This window comes from Acinetobacter sp. YH01019 (assembly GCF_013420285.1).
Classification (GTDB): Bacteria; Pseudomonadota; Gammaproteobacteria; order Pseudomonadales; family Moraxellaceae; genus Acinetobacter; species Acinetobacter gandensis.
Genome location: NZ_VOYM01000017.1, coordinates 11,619 through 28,942, shown reverse-complemented (window position 1 = coordinate 28,942; position 17,324 = coordinate 11,619). Strand labels below are relative to the sequence as shown.

Here is a 17,324-nt window from a genome sequence, read left to right as displayed (position 1 = left end):
GCTGAAAATAACTTTTTTAAACCAAAATAATTAGCCTTGTACGCTAATTTGAACTACAACAACAGAGATAAGATCCATGTTAGACATTATTCCAAGCGGTATCCTTGTAACAGTCGGGATAATTTTTGCCGCGCTCATTTTTATTGGTTTTATTATTGCGCGACTTTATCGTCGCTCAAGTAAAGAGATTTCATTCGTCCGTACAGGTTTTGGTGGCGAAAAAGTCATTCTCGGTGGTGGTGCAATTGTATTGCCTGTACTTCATGAAATCATTCCAGTAAATATGAATACACTTCGTCTTGAAGTGCGCCGTGCTGATGACCAAGCCTTGATTACCCGTGACCGTATGCGTGTGGATGTCATGGCTGAATTCTACGTACGTGTAAAACCAACTGCTGACTCAATCGCAACTGCTGCACAAACATTAGGTCAAAAAACCATGTCTCCAAATGAGTTGAAAAACTTAGTTGAAGGTAAATTCGTTGACTCATTACGTGCCGTTGCAGCTGAAATGGCGATGGAAGAACTACATGAAAAGCGTGTCGACTTCGTACAAAAAGTTCAGCAAGTGGTTTCTGAAGATTTACACAAAAACGGCTTGGAATTGGAAACTGTCTCTTTAACAGGTTTAGACCAAACTGGTTTTAAATACTTTAACCCACAAAACGCGTTCGATGCTGAAGGTTTAACCAAACTCACCGAAACCATTGAAGACCGTCGTCGTAAGCGTAATGCCATTGAGCAAGACGCAGACCTTGCAATTAAAACTAAAAACCTAGAAGCAGAACAAGCACGCTTACAAATCTTACGTGAAGAAGAATACGCGAAACTGCAACAAGAACGTGAAATTTCTGTACGCCGTGCAGAACAGCTTGCAGAAATTGCTTCTCAAGAAGCTGCGAAAAAACGTGAAGCTGAAGAAGCGCGTATTGCAGCAGAACGTGAAGTTGACTTAAAACGTATTACTGCAGCACGTGATGTTGAAAACCAGAATATTCAAAAATCACAGATTATTCAGCAAGCTCAAGTCGAACAAAAGAAAACCATTGAACTGGCTGAACAAGACCGTGCAATTGCGATTGCTGAAAAATCACGTGCTGAATCTGAAGCTAAAGCACATGCTGACCAAGCACGTGCTCAAGCGGTAAAAGCTGAAGAAGAAGTTATTACTGTTCGTCAGATTCAACAAGCTGAACGTCAAAAAGCAGTTGAGTTGGTATCGGCAAAAGAGAAAGCCGAAAAAGATGCAATTGCGATTACTGTAGCTGCTGAAGCAGGTAAACAAGCAGCAGCTGATGATGCAGAAGCGATTCGTATTGCAGCTGAAGCTGAAGCTGAAAAAGTCCGTCTTAAAGCAAAAGGTGAAGCAGACGCAAAAGTATTACTTGCTCAAGCAATGGAAAAACAATACCAAGTTGATGCTGAAGGTACACGTGCTGTGAATGAAGCAAATAACGTATTGTCTTCTGAGCAGGTTGAAATGCAAATTCGCCTAGCATTGTTAAAATACTTACCTGAAATCATTCGTGAAAGTGTTAAACCGATGGAAAATATTGATGACATCAAAATTTTACAGGTCAATGGTTTAGGCAATGTCGGTTCAGTAGCATCTGGGGTTGATGGTGCGGAATCTTCACAAGTTGCTTTGTCTGATCAAGTGGTAAATAGTGCGCTACGCTATCGTACTCAAGCACCACTAATTGATAGCTTGATGAATGAACTAGGGATTCAAGGCGGCGACATCAATGGTTTAACCCAAAGCTTAAAACCGCAAAGCAAAGCTCAATAGTAGTTAGACTTACAAGCAAAAAACGCGACGATCTGTCGCGTTTTTTATCATCTACTTTAATATTCAACTTTCAATAAAATACACATTTAAGCTGTTAAAGCGATAGAGCTAAGAATTCACTCAGCACAGCAAACCTATCATTTATTATAAAAATTTAAGTTAGTTTAGCTAGGTAATCGATTCGCCGACCATCAGAAAATTCAAAAGAAGTAATGTAAACATCCTAGACGCTACAATTGAGTGAAAATATTCTAAACAGTAATGGAAAAAACTTTTTTTCAAATAAGCCGAGTTAAGCCATTTAGTGCAAACGCACCCAAAAGAAACGAATCAATTGCCCACGATCATAAGGAAAATTTGAAAGGTACTCATATCCCACTTTATTTCTTTTGTTGACTTTAATTTCAATACCATACCCGAATGAAATACTGAGTACATCCAAGTCTGAACTGTGAAACTCCCCTGTCCCTAGTTTATGGCTCAAACCATCCGAGTTGTAGGCCGAGTAGTTAAATACACGAATATATTCATTCTCATAAAAATCGTTATTGATCAATGTATAATCGTTTTCCTCTTCATCATGTTGTGCGGCTAACTGCTGATAATAGTGGAAAATATCATCACTCAAAGACTCAGCCAAGTAGACGTCTTCATTTTCAGCATAAGTGCTATTCATCGCTAGCCCGAACAAGAATAAGCAACGACAAAACAATAAATGAATCGGCTTTAACATCTGTAATATTATGTCTTCAAAAGAATTATTTTAATTATGAATATAGCATAGTCTCCTATAGAAACAGTGAACACCAAATATTTATCAATTCTCAGATTGTTAAGTACATAGTAAATCTTGCTCTAATTTAACCATTTTGTCTTTTGTCCAATATGGATTTTTCAATGTGGCTAAATATAGTTTTCAGCTGAGATTAAACACTCTAATACCCATATTATTTTTATACAGAGAAATGTATTAGTGCAAACCAATATGCTCTCCACAAAAAAGCCGTATGTGCAATTAAGACATACGGCTTTTTCCTTTAAAATATAAAAGGCTTAAACTAAACCTTTATCCTTTAAAAGTTGGAACATCGTTGAACCGAGTTCTGCTGGGCTACGCGTGTACGCCATCCCCGCCTTTTCAAATGCTGCAAACTTTTCTTCCGCTGTCCCTTTACCACCAGAAATAATTGCTCCCGCATGCCCCATACGCTTGCCTTTCGGTGCTGTTACACCTGCAATATAACCCACCACAGGTTTGGTGACATGCGATTGAATATATTCAGCTGCTTCTTCTTCCGCAGTACCGCCAATTTCACCAATCATTATGATGGCTTCAGTTTGCGGATCTTCTTGGAAGAGTTTCAAACAATCAATTTGGTTCATACCTGGAATTGGGTCACCACCAATACCAATACACGTCGATTGACCTAATCCTAGTTTAGTCGTTTGCGCTACTGCTTCGTATGTCAATGTACCTGAACGCGAGATAATACCGATTTTACCTGGCTGATGAATATGACCTGGCATAATTCCTATCTTGCATTCACCTGGCGTAATGATCCCAGGACAATTTGGCCCAATTAAACGTGCATTATTACCATAGGTTTCTAAGTAACGTTTGGCCTTCAACATATCTAGTGTAGGTACACCTTCAGTAATCACTACAATCAGTTCAATACCAGAATCAATCGATTCAATGATTGAATCCAAAACAAATGGTGCTGGCACATAAATTGACGTTGCTGTCGCACCTGTTTCACGCACCGCTTCTTTCATGGTATTAAATACAGGTAGATCAAGGTGCGTTTGACCGCCTTTACCCGGTGTCACGCCACCAACAACTTTCGTACCATAGGCAATCGATTGCTCAGAGTGAAAAGTCCCATTTTTACCTGTGAAGCCTTGTACCAATACTTTTGTGTCTTTATTAACTAATACGCTCATGATTGATACTCCCTTAACCTTTCACTGCAGCAACAATTTTTTCCGCAGCGTCAGCAAGACCATTTGCAGAAATTAATTTCAAACCTGATTCATCAAGTAATTTCGCACCAAGTTCTGCATTGTTCCCTTCTAAGCGAACAACCACAGGTACAGTTACGTTTACTTCCTGAACCGCTGCAATAATTGCTTCAGCAATCATGTCGCAACGTACAATTCCACCAAAAATGTTAATTAATACACCTTGTACAGAACTGTCCGCTAAAATAATTTTAAATGCTTCAATAACACGTTCTTTGGTTGCGCCGCCCCCTACATCAAGGAAGTTTGCAGGTTGGCCACCATAGAGTTTGATAATATCCATGGTTGCCATTGCAAGACCAGCACCATTTACCATACAACCAATATTACCTTCTAGCGCAACATAGTTTAGATCAAACTCAGATGCTTTTAATTCACGCTCATTCTCTTGTGATTTATCACGTAGTGCTGCAACTTCTGGCAAGCGGTAAAGCGCGTTTGAATCAATACCTACTTTTGCATCAACACATAGAATGTCGCCATTTTCACGTACAGATAATGGGTTAATTTCAAACAATGCAAAATCATTTTCAATGAAAGCTTGATATGCCGCTGACATGATTTTAACGAATTGATTTACTTGACCATCTTTTAAGTTCAGTGCAAATGCTACTTCACGTGCTTGAAATGGCAATAATCCCACGAGTGGATCAACTTCAACTTTAATAATTTTTTCAGGGGTTTCTTCTGCGACTTTTTCAATTTCAACACCGCCCTCTGTCGATGCCATAAAAGTTACACGACGGCTTGAGCGATCAACCACAGCACCTAAATACAATTCACGTTCAACCGGATATACATCTTCAGATACTAAAATACTGTTTACAGGTTGACCATTTGCATCGGTTTGATAAGTGACTAAACGCGAACCAATTATTTGATTGGCATATTCTGCAGCTTCAGCAGCAGACTTCACTACTTTTACACCACCCGCTTTACCACGACCACCCGCATGTACTTGGGTTTTTAAAACTGCAAATTTACCACCGAGTTGTTCAAATGCAGCCACTGTCTCATCTGCATTTGTTGCAAGAATACCTTCTTGAACCGGCATACCATATTTTTTTAATAACGCTTTCGCTTGATATTCATGTAGATTCATTGAACAACCTTTTACTCTTTTTTCGCTTTGTTATGAACTATTAAAGCCCAGACATCCGTCAAAGCAGCTTTAACCTTTTTAAATCTTAAAATATTTCTTATCTTTATTTTTAGATGATTGTTCAAACAAAAACAACCACCTGAAACAAAAAAGAGCGGCCTTAGCCGCTCTTTTTACATCTTATTTACGTTTACGCTGAATCGCGTGAATCGCACGTCCATCTACTGCAAGCGCAGCTTCATGAACAACTTCCGAGAATGTCGGATGACCAAAAGTCATTAATTGAAGATCTTCAACAGAAGATACAAATTCAAGTGCGATCATACCTTGGTGAACGATGTCAGACGCTGCTGGTCCAATCACGTGCATACCAAGTAGACGATCTGTTTTCGCATCAGCAACAAACTTAACGAAACCAGCGCCTTCACCAGCAGCCAACGCACGACCATTTACAGCGAAACCGAATTGACCTGTTTTCACTTCATGACCTTTTTCAGCAGCTTGCTGTTCTGTTAAACCAACCCACGCCGCTTCTGGGTGTGTGTAGATAACAGAAATGATTGTGTCATAGTTCACTTGAGCTGCATGACCGTGGATACGTTCAACAGCCATTACGCCTTCTTCCATTGCTTTATGCGCAAGCATTGGACCACGTACTAAGTCACCAATTGCATATACGCCTTCAACAGAAGTTGCACACCAATCATTAACTTCAACCAAACCACGTTCAGTCAGTTTAATACCACAGTCATCAGCCAATAGGCCTTCAGCATAAGCGCGACGCCCCACACAAACGATTAATTTATCGAATGCTTGAGTTTTTTCTTCGCCACCTTGTGTGTATTTAACAGTAACTTCAGAACCGTTGATTTCTGTACCAGCAACTTTAGCACCAACACGGATATCAAGACCTTGTTTAGTTAACAGTTTTTGGTAGTCTTTTGCCAAAGCTTTATCAGCCATTGGTAAGAATGCATCCATTGCTTCAAATACAACAACTTCCGCACCAAGACGACGCCATACAGAACCAAGTTCTAGACCAATTACGCCTGCACCAATCACACCAAGACGTTTAGGCACTTCTTGGAATTCAAGAGCGCCAGTTGAATCAACAATGATGTCTTGATCTACAGGAGCTACAGGGATATTTACAGGTACAGAACCAGTCGCAAGAATCACGTATTTAGGTTCTAAAATTTGAGTTTCGCCTTCGTGAGATACGAACTCAACTTTTTTACCAGCAAGTAATTTACCAGTACCTTTTAACCATTCAATACCGTTACCTTTTAATAACTGGTCAATACCGCCAGTTAATTGGTCAACGATTTTGTCTTTACGTGCAAGTAATTTTGCAAGGTCAAACTTCACTTCACCAGTTGTAATGCCGTGGTCATCTAAGTGATGAACTGTATCTTCGTAACGGTGAGATGAATCAAGTAATGCTTTAGATGGGATACAACCCACGTTTAAGCAAGTACCACCTAAAGATGGTTTACCTTTATGAATACGTTTTTCAATACAAGCTACTTTAAAGCCTAATTGAGCAGCGCGGATAGCAGCTTCATAACCACCAGGACCGCCACCAATAACAACTAAATCAAATTGAGACATGTGTATCTCCAAAAATGGGCTTAGAGGATCACTCTAAGCCCATTGCATTATTCTGAAGTATTAAAGATCAAGGATTAGCTTAGCTGGTTCTTCTAACAATTCTTTGATTGTTACAAGGAAACCTACAGCTTCTTTACCATCGATTAGACGGTGGTCATAAGAAAGCGCTAAGTACATCATTGGAAGAATTTCTACTTGACCATTTACTGCCATAGGACGCTCTTGGATTTTGTGCATGCCCAAGATTGCAGTTTGTGGTGTGTTCAAAATTGGCGTAGAAAGTAATGAACCGAAAGTACCACCATTAGTAATAGTGAATGTACCGCCAGTCATATCTTCGATACCTAATTTACCGTCACGTGCTTTACCAGCATATGCACGGATACCGTTTTCAACTTCAGCATAGTTCATGCGGTCAGTATCACGAAGTACCGGAACCACTAGACCACGATCAGAAGAAACAGCTACGCCGATGTCATAGAAACCGTGGTAAACGATATCGTTACCATCAATTGAAGCGTTTACAGCTGGGTAGCGTTTAAGTGCTTCAGTTGCAGCTTTAACGAAGAATGACATGAAGCCAAGACGAGCACCATGGCGTTTTTCAAACGCATCTTTGTATTGTGCACGCATTTCCATGATTGGTTTCATGTTCACTTCGTTAAACGTAGTCAACATTGCAGTTTCTTGAGTTGCAGCAAGAAGACGTTCAGCAACACGTTTACGAAGACGAGTCATAGGAACACGTTTTTCGATACGTTCACCTACAGCAACGCTTAATGGCGCAGCAGCAGGAGCAGCTGGTTTCGCTTGATGAGCAGCAACATCTTCTTTAGTGATGCGACCACCGCGACCAGTACCTGCCACGTCAGCAGCAGCAATACCAGACTCAGTTAATGCTTTACGAACAGCAGGAGCTTGATCAGCAACTGGTTGTGCACGCTCAACAACAGGAGCAGCACCCGCTTGAGTTTGCGCAGCTGCTTGTTCAACTTGAGCTTCAGATTGAACTGCTTGAGTTTGCGCAGCACCAGATGCAGCAGCACCTTCTTCAAAAGTTGCAATAACTTCAGCAGAAAGAACTGTATCACCTTCGTTTTTAACGATTTCTGTAATTGTACCGTCAGCAGGAGCTACAACTTCCAAAACAACTTTGTCAGTTTCAATATCACAGATAACTTCGTCACGTGATACTGCTTCACCCGGTTGTTTGTGCCAAGTTGCAACTGTACCGTCAGCAACTGACTCTGGGAATACCGGTGCTTTAATTTCGGTTGCCATTTTTAAGAATCTCCTGTTATTCAGCTACGATAGCTAAAGCATCATTTACGAGCTGAGCTTGTTGTTTTGCATGCAAATATGGTGAACCACAAGCCGGTGCAGCAGAAGCTTCACGACCTGCATAACTAATACGAACTTGTTTGCCCGCTTTCATCACGTCGTCATATAGACGCGGAGCGATGAATAACCATGCACCTTGGTTCTTCGGTTCTTCTTGCGCCCACACCAATTCAGTTACGTTTGGATATTGAGCTAGAACTTCAGCAAGACGTGCTTCTGGGTACGGATACAATTGTTCAATACGAACGATTGCAGTGTTGTTCAATTCTTTTTCACGACGTTTTTCAAGTAAGTCGTAGTAAACCTTACCACCACAAAGTACTAGACGTGTTACGTCAGACTTGTTGATGTTGTCGATTTCATCGATCACAGTTTGGAATGTACCATTTGCAAGTTCTTCTAATGTAGACGTTGCAAGTTTGTGACGAAGAAGCGACTTAGGTGAAGTCACGATCATTGGCTTACGAATCGGACGAAGTGCTTGACGACGCATCGCATGGTAAATCTGCGCTGGTGTAGTCGGTGTGATCACTTGCATGTTTTCTTCAGCACATAACTGTAAGAAACGCTCTAAACGAGCTGATGAATGCTCAGGACCTTGACCTTCAAAACCGTGTGGAAGAAGCATAGTTAAACCACATACGCGTTCCCATTTGGTTTCACCAGAAGCGATGAATTGGTCAATTACAACTTGCGCACAGTTCGCGAAGTCACCGAATTGCGCTTCCCAAATCACAAGGCTCTTAGGAAGAGTCGTTGCATAACCATATTCGAATGCCAATACAGCCATTTCTGACAATAATGAGTCATAAATTGCAGTACGTGGTTGATTTTCTTTCAAGTTACATAATGGAATGTAAGTTGAACCATCTACTTGGTTATGTAGTTTTGCATGACGGTGTGAGAATGTACCACGGCCAACATCTTCACCTGTTAAACGAACAAGGAAACCTTCGTCTAAGATAGATGCATAAGCTAAAGTTTCTGCAGCACCCCAGTTCAATGGCATTTCACCAGTCTGCATTTTCAGACGGTCATCAATCACTTTCGCAACCTGACGTTGCATTACGAAGCCTTCTGGAAGCTCGCGCATTTTGGCACCAAGCTCTTTCAGACGTTCGATTGGGAAAGTAGTATCCCATTTATCTGTATATTCGTGGCCTAGGTAAGGTTTCCAATCCACAAACATTTTAGTATTTGGCTCTAAAACAAGTGCATTCGCTACGTGTTTACCTGCTTCAAGGTCTGAACGATATTGTTCAACCATTGCGTCAGCAGCTGCACGATCTAATACACCCTCTTGAACCAATTGATCTGCATAAAGCGTACGAGTTGTCGCTTTTTTGTTGATCACTTGATACATCATTGGCTGAGTTGCAGCAGGTTCATCCGCTTCGTTATGACCACGACGACGGTAGCAGAACATGTCAATAACGACGTCTTTACGGAAGGTATGACGGAAGTCATGTGCCAATTGAGAAACAAACAATACAGATTCAGGATCATCACCGTTCACATGGAAAATCGGCGCTTGGATCATTTTCGCGATGTCAGTACAGTATTCTGTAGAACGAGCATCACGTGGATCTGAAGTTGTGAAACCAACTTGGTTGTTTACAACGATATGAACTGTACCACCCACGGTGTAACCACGCGTTTGTGACATCTGGAAGGTTTCTTGGTTTACACCTTGACCAGCAAATGCAGCATCACCATGAACAATGATTGGCAATACGTCATCACCACCAATGTCTTTACGACGTACTTGGCGCGCACGTACAGACCCTTCAACTACAGGTCCAACGATTTCTAAGTGAGATGGGTTAAACGCTAATGCTAAGTGAACTTCGCCACCTGGAGTCATTACGTTTGAAGAGAAACCTTGGTGGTATTTAACGTCACCAGAACCTTTCTTATGAAGTGCTTTACCTTCAAATTCACCAAAAAGGTCTGCTGGGTTTTTACCCATGATGTTGACAAGAAGGTTTAAACGGCCACGGTGAGGCATACCGATAACCACTTCTTTACAACCAACTGAACCTGCACGTTGAATAAGTTCATTCACCATAGGAATGAATGATTCACCACCTTCAACACCGAAACGTTTTGCACCAACGAATTTATTACCAAGGTATTTTTCAAGACCTTCAGCAGCAGTCAAACGCTCTAATACATGTTTCTTTTGTTCAGCAGAGAAACCGAATTGACCACGTGCGCCTTCAAGGCGTTGTTGAATCCAACGTTTTTCTTTGGTATCAACAATGTGCATGTATTCAACACCAATAGAAGCTGTATAAGTTGCTTCCATTGCCTGAACCATTTCACCTAGAGTTGCTTCAGACTTACCAATTGCTAGATTACCAGTATTAAATACTGTATCTAGATCAGACTGAGTCAAACCATGTGCAGCAAGATCAAGATCTGGCACGATTTCACGTTTTGCAAGACCAAGTGGATCTAATTTAGCGTTTTGGTGACCACGGTTACGATAAGCAGCGATTAACTGTAAAACACCGATTTGACGGCGCTCGTGTTCAGAACTTACTGCGCTTTGAACGACAGGTTGAACACGGCTTGAATTACGGCCTAATAATAGGAATTGCTCGCGTACATTGCTGTGTGGTTGATCACCTTTCGGGAATTTATCGAAGTATGCACGCCAGTCAGCTTCTACTGAATCTGGAGCCGTTAAATACTGCTCATAAAGTTCTTCAATATACGCTGCACTGTCAGCGCTAAGTTCAGTGTCAAGACGCAGTGCGTCAGCAACTTCTTGCATTTGTGGACCCATTTCCTATTGCAAAACATTTCAGGATGCTTTTTAAGCGAACCCATGATTAATAATGTCAAATTGGTAACATGACATTAATCCCCATCAGGCTGAAGCCATGAGGCGTTATCACAACATCAGGAATACCTGATGTGATTAATGAACAATAACGCCCTCAGCGGCATCATTACTCATTGAGAAATACCCGACATTAATCGGGCAATTTTTTGCAAATCGTCTTGGAAAAATCAAATATTGACCATTTGGCTTTTCTAAACCGACTTAAGCACATTTATATACTGTCTGAAGCACTAAATTTGTTGAAAAAATGTACCTATATCAAGCCTATTTTTTACATACACTGATGCTATAAATGCTAACACGTTCGGGCATTTTCAATTGATTTTTTTGACACATACCATTCATAAATTAGCTAAATACAGAGTATGTATTTTCATCTATGATATGGTGCTACATATAAAAATATCTTTCAATTGAGACCAAAGTCTACGTCAGATTTACCCCATCATATCCACATAAAACAAAAGAGAGCTGACATTACTATCCTCTCCCTTTTAATTACGTTACATAATAACATTTTCTTAATCATTTGACAGGTTTGCTTGTCCGTTTCATCAATAAATAACCACATACTTATCGTTTTATACTTTAAAAATATCTTTCCCCATAAAATCATACGCTTAATAAAACATCACCTTTTACAATTTTTTCCTCTCGTGACGATCACTATTTACTATGACAAAAAAAAGCGCACCCAAGGTGCGCTCTTTTTTTCTGCTAACTCTATTAGCCTAAATCTAAAAGCATATTACGGATGTGACCGATTGCTTTAGTTGGGTTAAGACCCTTAGGACATACAGACACACAGTTCATAATACCTTTACAACGGAACAACGAGAATGGGTCGTCAAGACGAGCCAAACGCTCTTGAGTTGCTGTATCACGAGAGTCGATGATAAAACGGTATGCATTCAACAATGCTGAAGGACCCAAGAATTTATCAGGGTTCCACCAGAATGATGGGCATGAAGTTGAACAACATGCACAAAGAATACATTCATACAAACCATCTAAATGTTCACGGTCTTCTGGAGACTGTAAACGCTCTTTCGCTGGTGCAGGTTGATTATTGATTAGGAATGGGTGAATTTTGTCATACTGATCGTAGAACTGGTTCATATCCACAACTAAGTCTTTAACCACTGGCAAACCAGGTAAAGGACGGATTGTAATTTCGTTTGGCAAATCGTTTAGGTTCCAAAGACACGCCAAACCATTTTTACCGTTGATGTTTACACCATCAGAACCACAGATACCTTCACGGCATGAACGACGGAACGTTAAAGATTCATCTTGTACTTTCAATGCTAGAAGTGCATCAAGCAACATACGGTGCTTGTCAGTCAACTCCAATTTGAAAGTTTGCATGTACGGTGCTGTATCCTTATCAGGATCGTAGCGGTAGATATTAAATGTACGAGTACCTCTACTCATCTTACTTCTCCTAATTAGAATGTACGTGGTTTAGGTGGAATCGCGTCAACCGATAATGGTTTGTAACGCACAGGCTTGTACTCAAGATGGTTATCAACAGAGAACCATAATGTGTGCTTCATCCACTCATCATCACGACGACCATAAGGGTAAGCTGGATGATCCGGAGATTCTTCGAAATCAACAACTGTATGCGCACCACGACACTCTTTACGAGCAGCCGCAGAGATTAATGTCGCTTTAGCAACTTCATACAAGTTTTCAACTTCAAGTGCTTCAATACGTGCAGTGTTGAATACTTTAGATTTGTCTTTCAAGTGAATATTGCGTACGCGCGGTTCAATTGCAAGAATCTGCTTCACACCTTCTTCAAGAAGTGCAGATGTACGGAATACACCAGCGTGATCTTGAACGATATCACGGATTGCATCAGCAACTTCTTGAGCATTCTCACCTGAAGTAGATTCATCAAGTTGTTTAATACGTTTAAACGTATTCTCAAGAACAGTTGTAGGAAGTGGCGCATATTCATCACCGTGATGCTTAGTCACGTAATCGATGATGTGTTCACCAGCTGCCTTACCAAATACAACCAAATCAAGAAGTGAGTTCGTACCAAGACGGTTCGCACCGTGTACAGATACACATGAACATTCACCAATTGCATAGAAACCTTTTACTGGCTTAGTGAAGTTACGTTCACCACCATTGTGTGAATACACATCAGTTTCTTTATTGTAATTCGCTACAAGTGCTTCAGTTTCACGGCTTTCTGGAAGAACCACTTGACCATGAATGTTTGTAGGAATACCACCCATTTGATAATGAATAGTAGGTACTACAGGAATCGGCTCTTTCGTGATGTCAACGTTCGCGAACTTACGACCAATCTCAAATACAGATGGTAGACGTTTCATGATCGTATCCGCACCCAAGTGCGTCATATCAAGCAAGATGTAATCTTTCTTAGGACCACAACCACGACCTTCTTTAATTTCTTGGTCCATAGAACGTGAAACGAAGTCACGAGGAGCCAAGTCTTTCAGTGTCGGAGCATAGCGTTCCATGAACGGCTCACCAGCATCGTTACGAAGGATTGCACCTTCACCACGACAACCTTCAGTCAACAATACACCAGCGCCCGCTACACCTGTAGGGTGGAACTGCCAGAATTCCATATCTTGTAATGGAATACCCGCACGAGCAGCCATACCAAGACCATCACCAGTATTGATATAAGCGTTTGTAGATGCGCGGTAAACACGACCAGCACCACCAGTAGCAAACAATGTTGCTTTACCTTGGAATACTGCAATGTTACCTGTTTCCTGGTCAATCGCTGTTACACCAAGCACATCACCTGCTTCGTTACGAATAAGATCAAGCGCGATCCATTCAACGAAGAATTGAGTGCCCATTTTCACGTTGCTTTGATAAAGCGTATGAAGAAGTGCGTGGCCTGTACGGTCAGCAGCAGCACAAGCACGTGGAACTGGTTTTTCACCATAGTTCGCAGCGTGACCACCGAATGGACGTTGGTAAATTGTGCCGTCAGCATTACGGTCGAATGGCATACCTAGGTGTTCAAGTTCATAAACAACTTGTGGCGCTTCGCGAGTCATGTACTCGATTGCGTCTTGGTCACCTAACCAGTCAGAACCTTTAACTGTATCGTAGAAGTGGTAGTGCCAGTTATCTTCTTGCATGTTACCAAGAGATGCACCAATACCACCCTGCGCTGCTACAGTGTGTGAACGCGTAGGGAATACTTTAGTTAGTACTGCTACTTTCAAACCAGCTTGAGCAAGTTGGTAAGAAGCACGCATACCTGAACCACCACCACCAACGATGACTGCATCGAAAGTTTGGTGCGGAATATTTGTGTAATCTTCTTTAGGGGTTATAGCGCCCATGATATCTTCCTATCAATTTGCCCAAAAAATCTGGATCGCCCAGATTGCGTATGCAAGTACAGCAATAATCACTGCTGAAGTAAGCACCAAACGCAAGCCGTTCGCCGAAGGACCCATTTGACGAGTAGTCACATAGTCTGTGAATACTTGCCACATACCGATCCAAGCATGCGCAACAAGAGATAAGACTGACAACAAAGATAAAATCTTCATTGGAGTTGTCATCATAAAGCCATACCATTGTTCGAAGCTAAATCCACTATTACAAAGGATCCAACCCAGTACAACAATAGTATAAACAGCCAATACAACAGCACTTACACGTTGGATAAACCAATCGCGAGAACCTGATCCTGTTAAACCTGTAGCACTTTTCATTAGAGAACAATCCATACAAACGCTGCAATAATACTAATTGCAGACAAGATCAATGAAATAGTAGCTGCGATACGACCACTTTGAAGTTCTTCGGCAATACCAAGATCTGCAAGTAGATGCTTAATACCACCAATGAGGTGATACAGTAAGCCGGCTACAAATACCCATACAACAAAACGCACAATGAAACCACTGAAGATTTCTTGAACTTGCGCAAAACCTTCAGGTGAAGAAAGTGATTTGTCTAGAATCCATAAAAGGACTGGTACAAGTAAAAATACGATAACACCAGATAGACGGTGTAATATTGATGCAATAGCCACAGGGGATTTTAAGTTTACTTCTAAAACTTGACCCATGGACAAATTGACAGGTCTGTTGCTTTTCACAGCGGGCATCCTGTAAGTAAAAACTCCATCCGGAGTTTGTTGGAATTAATTCGTAGGAAAGCTGGCATAGTCAGACGACACAATATAATAAACTCTGCAGCTGTCTGATCTTATAAACGACAGGGAATTATAAAACGTGAACTATTAAAATACAAACGATGACAATATATGATTTGAACAAAAAACCTTTAAATAAGAATCATTAACAATAACATTGGTGCCAACATAGAAGCTGTAGATCTAACAAATTTCCACTATGTCATTGGTTTTAAAAAGTTAAATAGATATTTTATTTTTCGTTTTTGTGTTTATAAGCAGAAAAATTTATTTAGACTAAAGATGAACAAATCTAAACCTTTATTTTCCTACTACATTTTAAAAGCATCTTCGCCATTCGCCAAGACTTAATCACTCAAATAAATGTTTGGTATTTATATTAATGATTAAATAGAAAGATCATTAAATGAAATAAGCACTTAGTCTGTGCATAAAATTCTACAAACCTCTAAAACCGATCATTTATCCATCATCAACTCGTATTTATAGCGTCAATTAGTACCTTTTTTAATCATTTTTCGCTATTTAATTAGCTATTTTTTAACCAAACGAACTTTTTTAAAAGGCTCAGTTAGTCGTTTTAATTATGAGTAAGAAAAGACCGATTTATTTTAAGGAATGCGTGTAAGTTACGAAAATTATAATAATTTAGCTAAATGTGACTCTTGATAAATCCAAAAGTGTCAGAGTTTTTAAGAATTAAAAATTGCTTACAATTAATCCAACAGGCTTTTTTTATTCTGCACCTCCCCTGCAATTTGACTTATTATACTGCGTCCGTGCTGTGATTTTACTCATTTTTTTAAATGTATAATTTCTGACCAAGCCTCTATTAAGGCGTCACTTTTATCCATAAGTATAATTGACAAAATTTCAGTACTCACTAATCTTATAGCAAATTTTTGATCCGTCTGATTCGAGCATTAAAAGATTAGCACTCAGAGTCAGATATACATTCACCAGGACAGGAGATCTATTGAATGTCTGAAGCAACTGGCAAAAAAGCCGTTTTACAGCTTGATGGCAAAGAAATTGACTTACCAATTTACAGTGGCACTCTGGGCCCAGATGTAATTGATGTTAAAGATGTATTGGCTGCAGGCCACTTTACTTTTGATCCTGGTTTCGTATCTACAGCGGCGTGTGAATCTAAAATTACATTCATCGATGGTGGTAAAGGCGTTCTTTTACACCGTGGCTACCCAATCGACCAGTTAGCGACTAAAGCAGACTACCTAGAAACTTGCTACCTTCTTCTAAATGGCGAGCTTCCAACTGCTGAACAGAAAGTTGAATTTGACGCTAAAGTTCGTAACCACACTATGGTTCACGACCAAGTTAGCCGCTTCTTCAATGGTTTCCGTCGTGACGCGCATCCTATGGCGATCATGTGTGGTGTTGTTGGTGCGCTTTCTGCGTTCTATCACAACAGCCTTGACATCGAAAACATCGACCATCGTGAAATCACTGCGATTCGTTTGATCGCTAAAGTACCTACACTGGCTGCTTGGACTTACAAATACACAGTTGGTCAACCATTCGTTTACCCACGTAACGATTTGACTTACGCAGAAAACTTCCTGTACATGATGTTTGCTACTCCTGCAGACCGTGACTACAAAGTTGACCCAATTCTTGCGAAAGCAATGGACCGTATTTTCACGCTTCATGCTGACCACGAACAAAACGCGTCTACTTCTACAGTACGTCTAGCTGGTTCTACTGGTGCTAACCCGTATGCATGTATCGCTGCTGGTATTGCGGCTCTATGGGGTCCTGCTCACGGTGGTGCAAACGAAGCTGTTCTTAAGATGCTTGATGAAATCGGCACTGTAGAAAACGTTGCTCCGTTCATGGAAAAAGTGAAAACTAAAGAAGTTAAACTTATGGGCTTCGGTCACCGAGTTTACAAAAACTTCGATCCACGTGCGAAAGTAATGAAAGAGACTTGCGACGAAGTGTTAACTGCACTTGGTATCAACGATCCACAATTAGCTTTAGCTATGGAACTTGAACGCATTGCGCTTTCTGATGAATACTTCATCAAACGTAACCTTTACCCTAACGTAGACTTCTACTCAGGTATCATTCTTAAAGCGATTGGTATCCCGACTGAAATGTTTACAGTAATCTTCGCTCTTGCACGTACAGTTGGTTGGATCAGCCACTGGTTAGAAATGCACAGCGCTGCATACAAAATCGGTCGTCCTCGTCAGCTTTACACTGGCGAAACTCAACGCGATATCCAAGGTCGTTAATTCGAAAGAATTATCCGATTTTGAAAAAACCACCCTTTCGGGTGGTTTTTTATTGCCATGAAACTCTATTGCCTCAAAACAAACACTCAATACCGATTAAATAAAACATTCATCATTTGATTTAATAATGAAGCACAAGTTATAAAGTATCGTCAATCACAACAAGTGCTGCTTATGTA

The 17,324-nt window shown here is 40.6% G+C and carries 12 protein-coding genes; 2 read left to right on the top strand and 10 right to left on the bottom strand.

Annotation, left to right across the window (positions count from 1 at the left end; translation table 11 throughout):
• Nucleotides 1–76: 76 nt before the first annotated feature.
• Nucleotides 77–1,789: a flotillin family protein gene (locus FTT84_RS06300; RefSeq protein ID WP_067762378.1), complete on the top strand. Its 1,713-nt coding sequence runs from the start codon at nt 77–79 to the stop codon at nt 1,787–1,789.
• Nucleotides 1,790–2,090: 301 nt separating this feature from the next.
• Here the strand turns inward: FTT84_RS06300 and FTT84_RS06295 are convergent, their stop codons facing one another.
• The 10 genes from FTT84_RS06295 to sdhC all read right to left on the bottom strand — a co-directional run bounded on the left by FTT84_RS06295 (nt 2,091) and on the right by sdhC (nt 14,839).
• Nucleotides 2,091–2,465 (bottom strand): hypothetical protein, encoded by a 375-nt coding sequence (locus tag FTT84_RS06295; protein ID WP_245668197.1) that lies wholly within the window; start codon nt 2,463–2,465, stop codon nt 2,091–2,093.
• A gap of 377 nt (nt 2,466–2,842) precedes the next feature.
• Complete coding sequence (sucD, locus tag FTT84_RS06290; protein ID WP_067762374.1) at nt 2,843–3,733, bottom strand: succinate--CoA ligase subunit alpha; 891 nt, start codon at nt 3,731–3,733, stop codon at nt 2,843–2,845.
• A 13-nt stretch (nt 3,734–3,746) separates the two neighbouring features.
• A complete protein-coding gene (gene sucC / locus FTT84_RS06285) occupies nt 3,747–4,913 on the bottom strand; it encodes an ADP-forming succinate--CoA ligase subunit beta (RefSeq protein WP_180057350.1) in 1,167 nt (388 codons plus the stop codon).
• Nucleotides 4,914–5,093: 180 nt separating this feature from the next.
• A complete protein-coding gene (lpdA, locus tag FTT84_RS06280; RefSeq protein ID WP_067762369.1) occupies nt 5,094–6,524 on the bottom strand; it encodes a dihydrolipoyl dehydrogenase in 1,431 nt (476 codons plus the stop codon).
• A gap of 60 nt (nt 6,525–6,584) precedes the next feature.
• Nucleotides 6,585–7,805 carry a 2-oxoglutarate dehydrogenase complex dihydrolipoyllysine-residue succinyltransferase gene (odhB, locus tag FTT84_RS06275; protein WP_067762367.1) on the bottom strand — a complete coding sequence of 407 codons (1,221 nt, stop codon included), beginning with the start codon at nt 7,803–7,805 and terminating at the stop codon, nt 6,585–6,587.
• A gap of 16 nt (nt 7,806–7,821) precedes the next feature.
• Entirely contained in the window at nt 7,822–10,644 is a 2,823-nt protein-coding gene (locus FTT84_RS06270) for a 2-oxoglutarate dehydrogenase E1 component (protein WP_067762463.1), read from the bottom strand.
• Between the two features lie 798 nt (nt 10,645–11,442).
• On the bottom strand, nt 11,443–12,150 hold the full coding sequence (locus FTT84_RS06265; RefSeq protein ID WP_067762365.1) for a succinate dehydrogenase iron-sulfur subunit: 708 nt from the start codon (nt 12,148–12,150) through the stop codon (nt 11,443–11,445).
• A gap of 14 nt (nt 12,151–12,164) precedes the next feature.
• Nucleotides 12,165–14,063, bottom strand: a complete 1,899-nt coding sequence (locus FTT84_RS06260; RefSeq protein ID WP_067762364.1) for an FAD-dependent oxidoreductase — start codon at nt 14,061–14,063, stop codon at nt 12,165–12,167.
• A 12-nt stretch (nt 14,064–14,075) separates the two neighbouring features.
• Entirely contained in the window at nt 14,076–14,441 is a 366-nt protein-coding gene (gene sdhD / locus FTT84_RS06255; RefSeq protein WP_067762362.1) for a succinate dehydrogenase, hydrophobic membrane anchor protein, read from the bottom strand.
• Nucleotides 14,441–14,839 (bottom strand): succinate dehydrogenase, cytochrome b556 subunit, encoded by a 399-nt coding sequence (sdhC, locus tag FTT84_RS06250; RefSeq protein ID WP_162270468.1) that lies wholly within the window; start codon nt 14,837–14,839, stop codon nt 14,441–14,443. The genes sdhD and sdhC overlap by 1 nt, the downstream gene beginning before the upstream one ends.
• A 1,028-nt stretch (nt 14,840–15,867) precedes the next feature.
• On the opposite strand from sdhC, the gene gltA reads away from it, so the two are divergent.
• On the top strand, nt 15,868–17,145 hold the full coding sequence (gltA, locus tag FTT84_RS06245) for a citrate synthase (RefSeq protein ID WP_067762358.1): 1,278 nt from the start codon (nt 15,868–15,870) through the stop codon (nt 17,143–17,145).
• Nucleotides 17,146–17,324 lie beyond the last annotated feature (179 nt).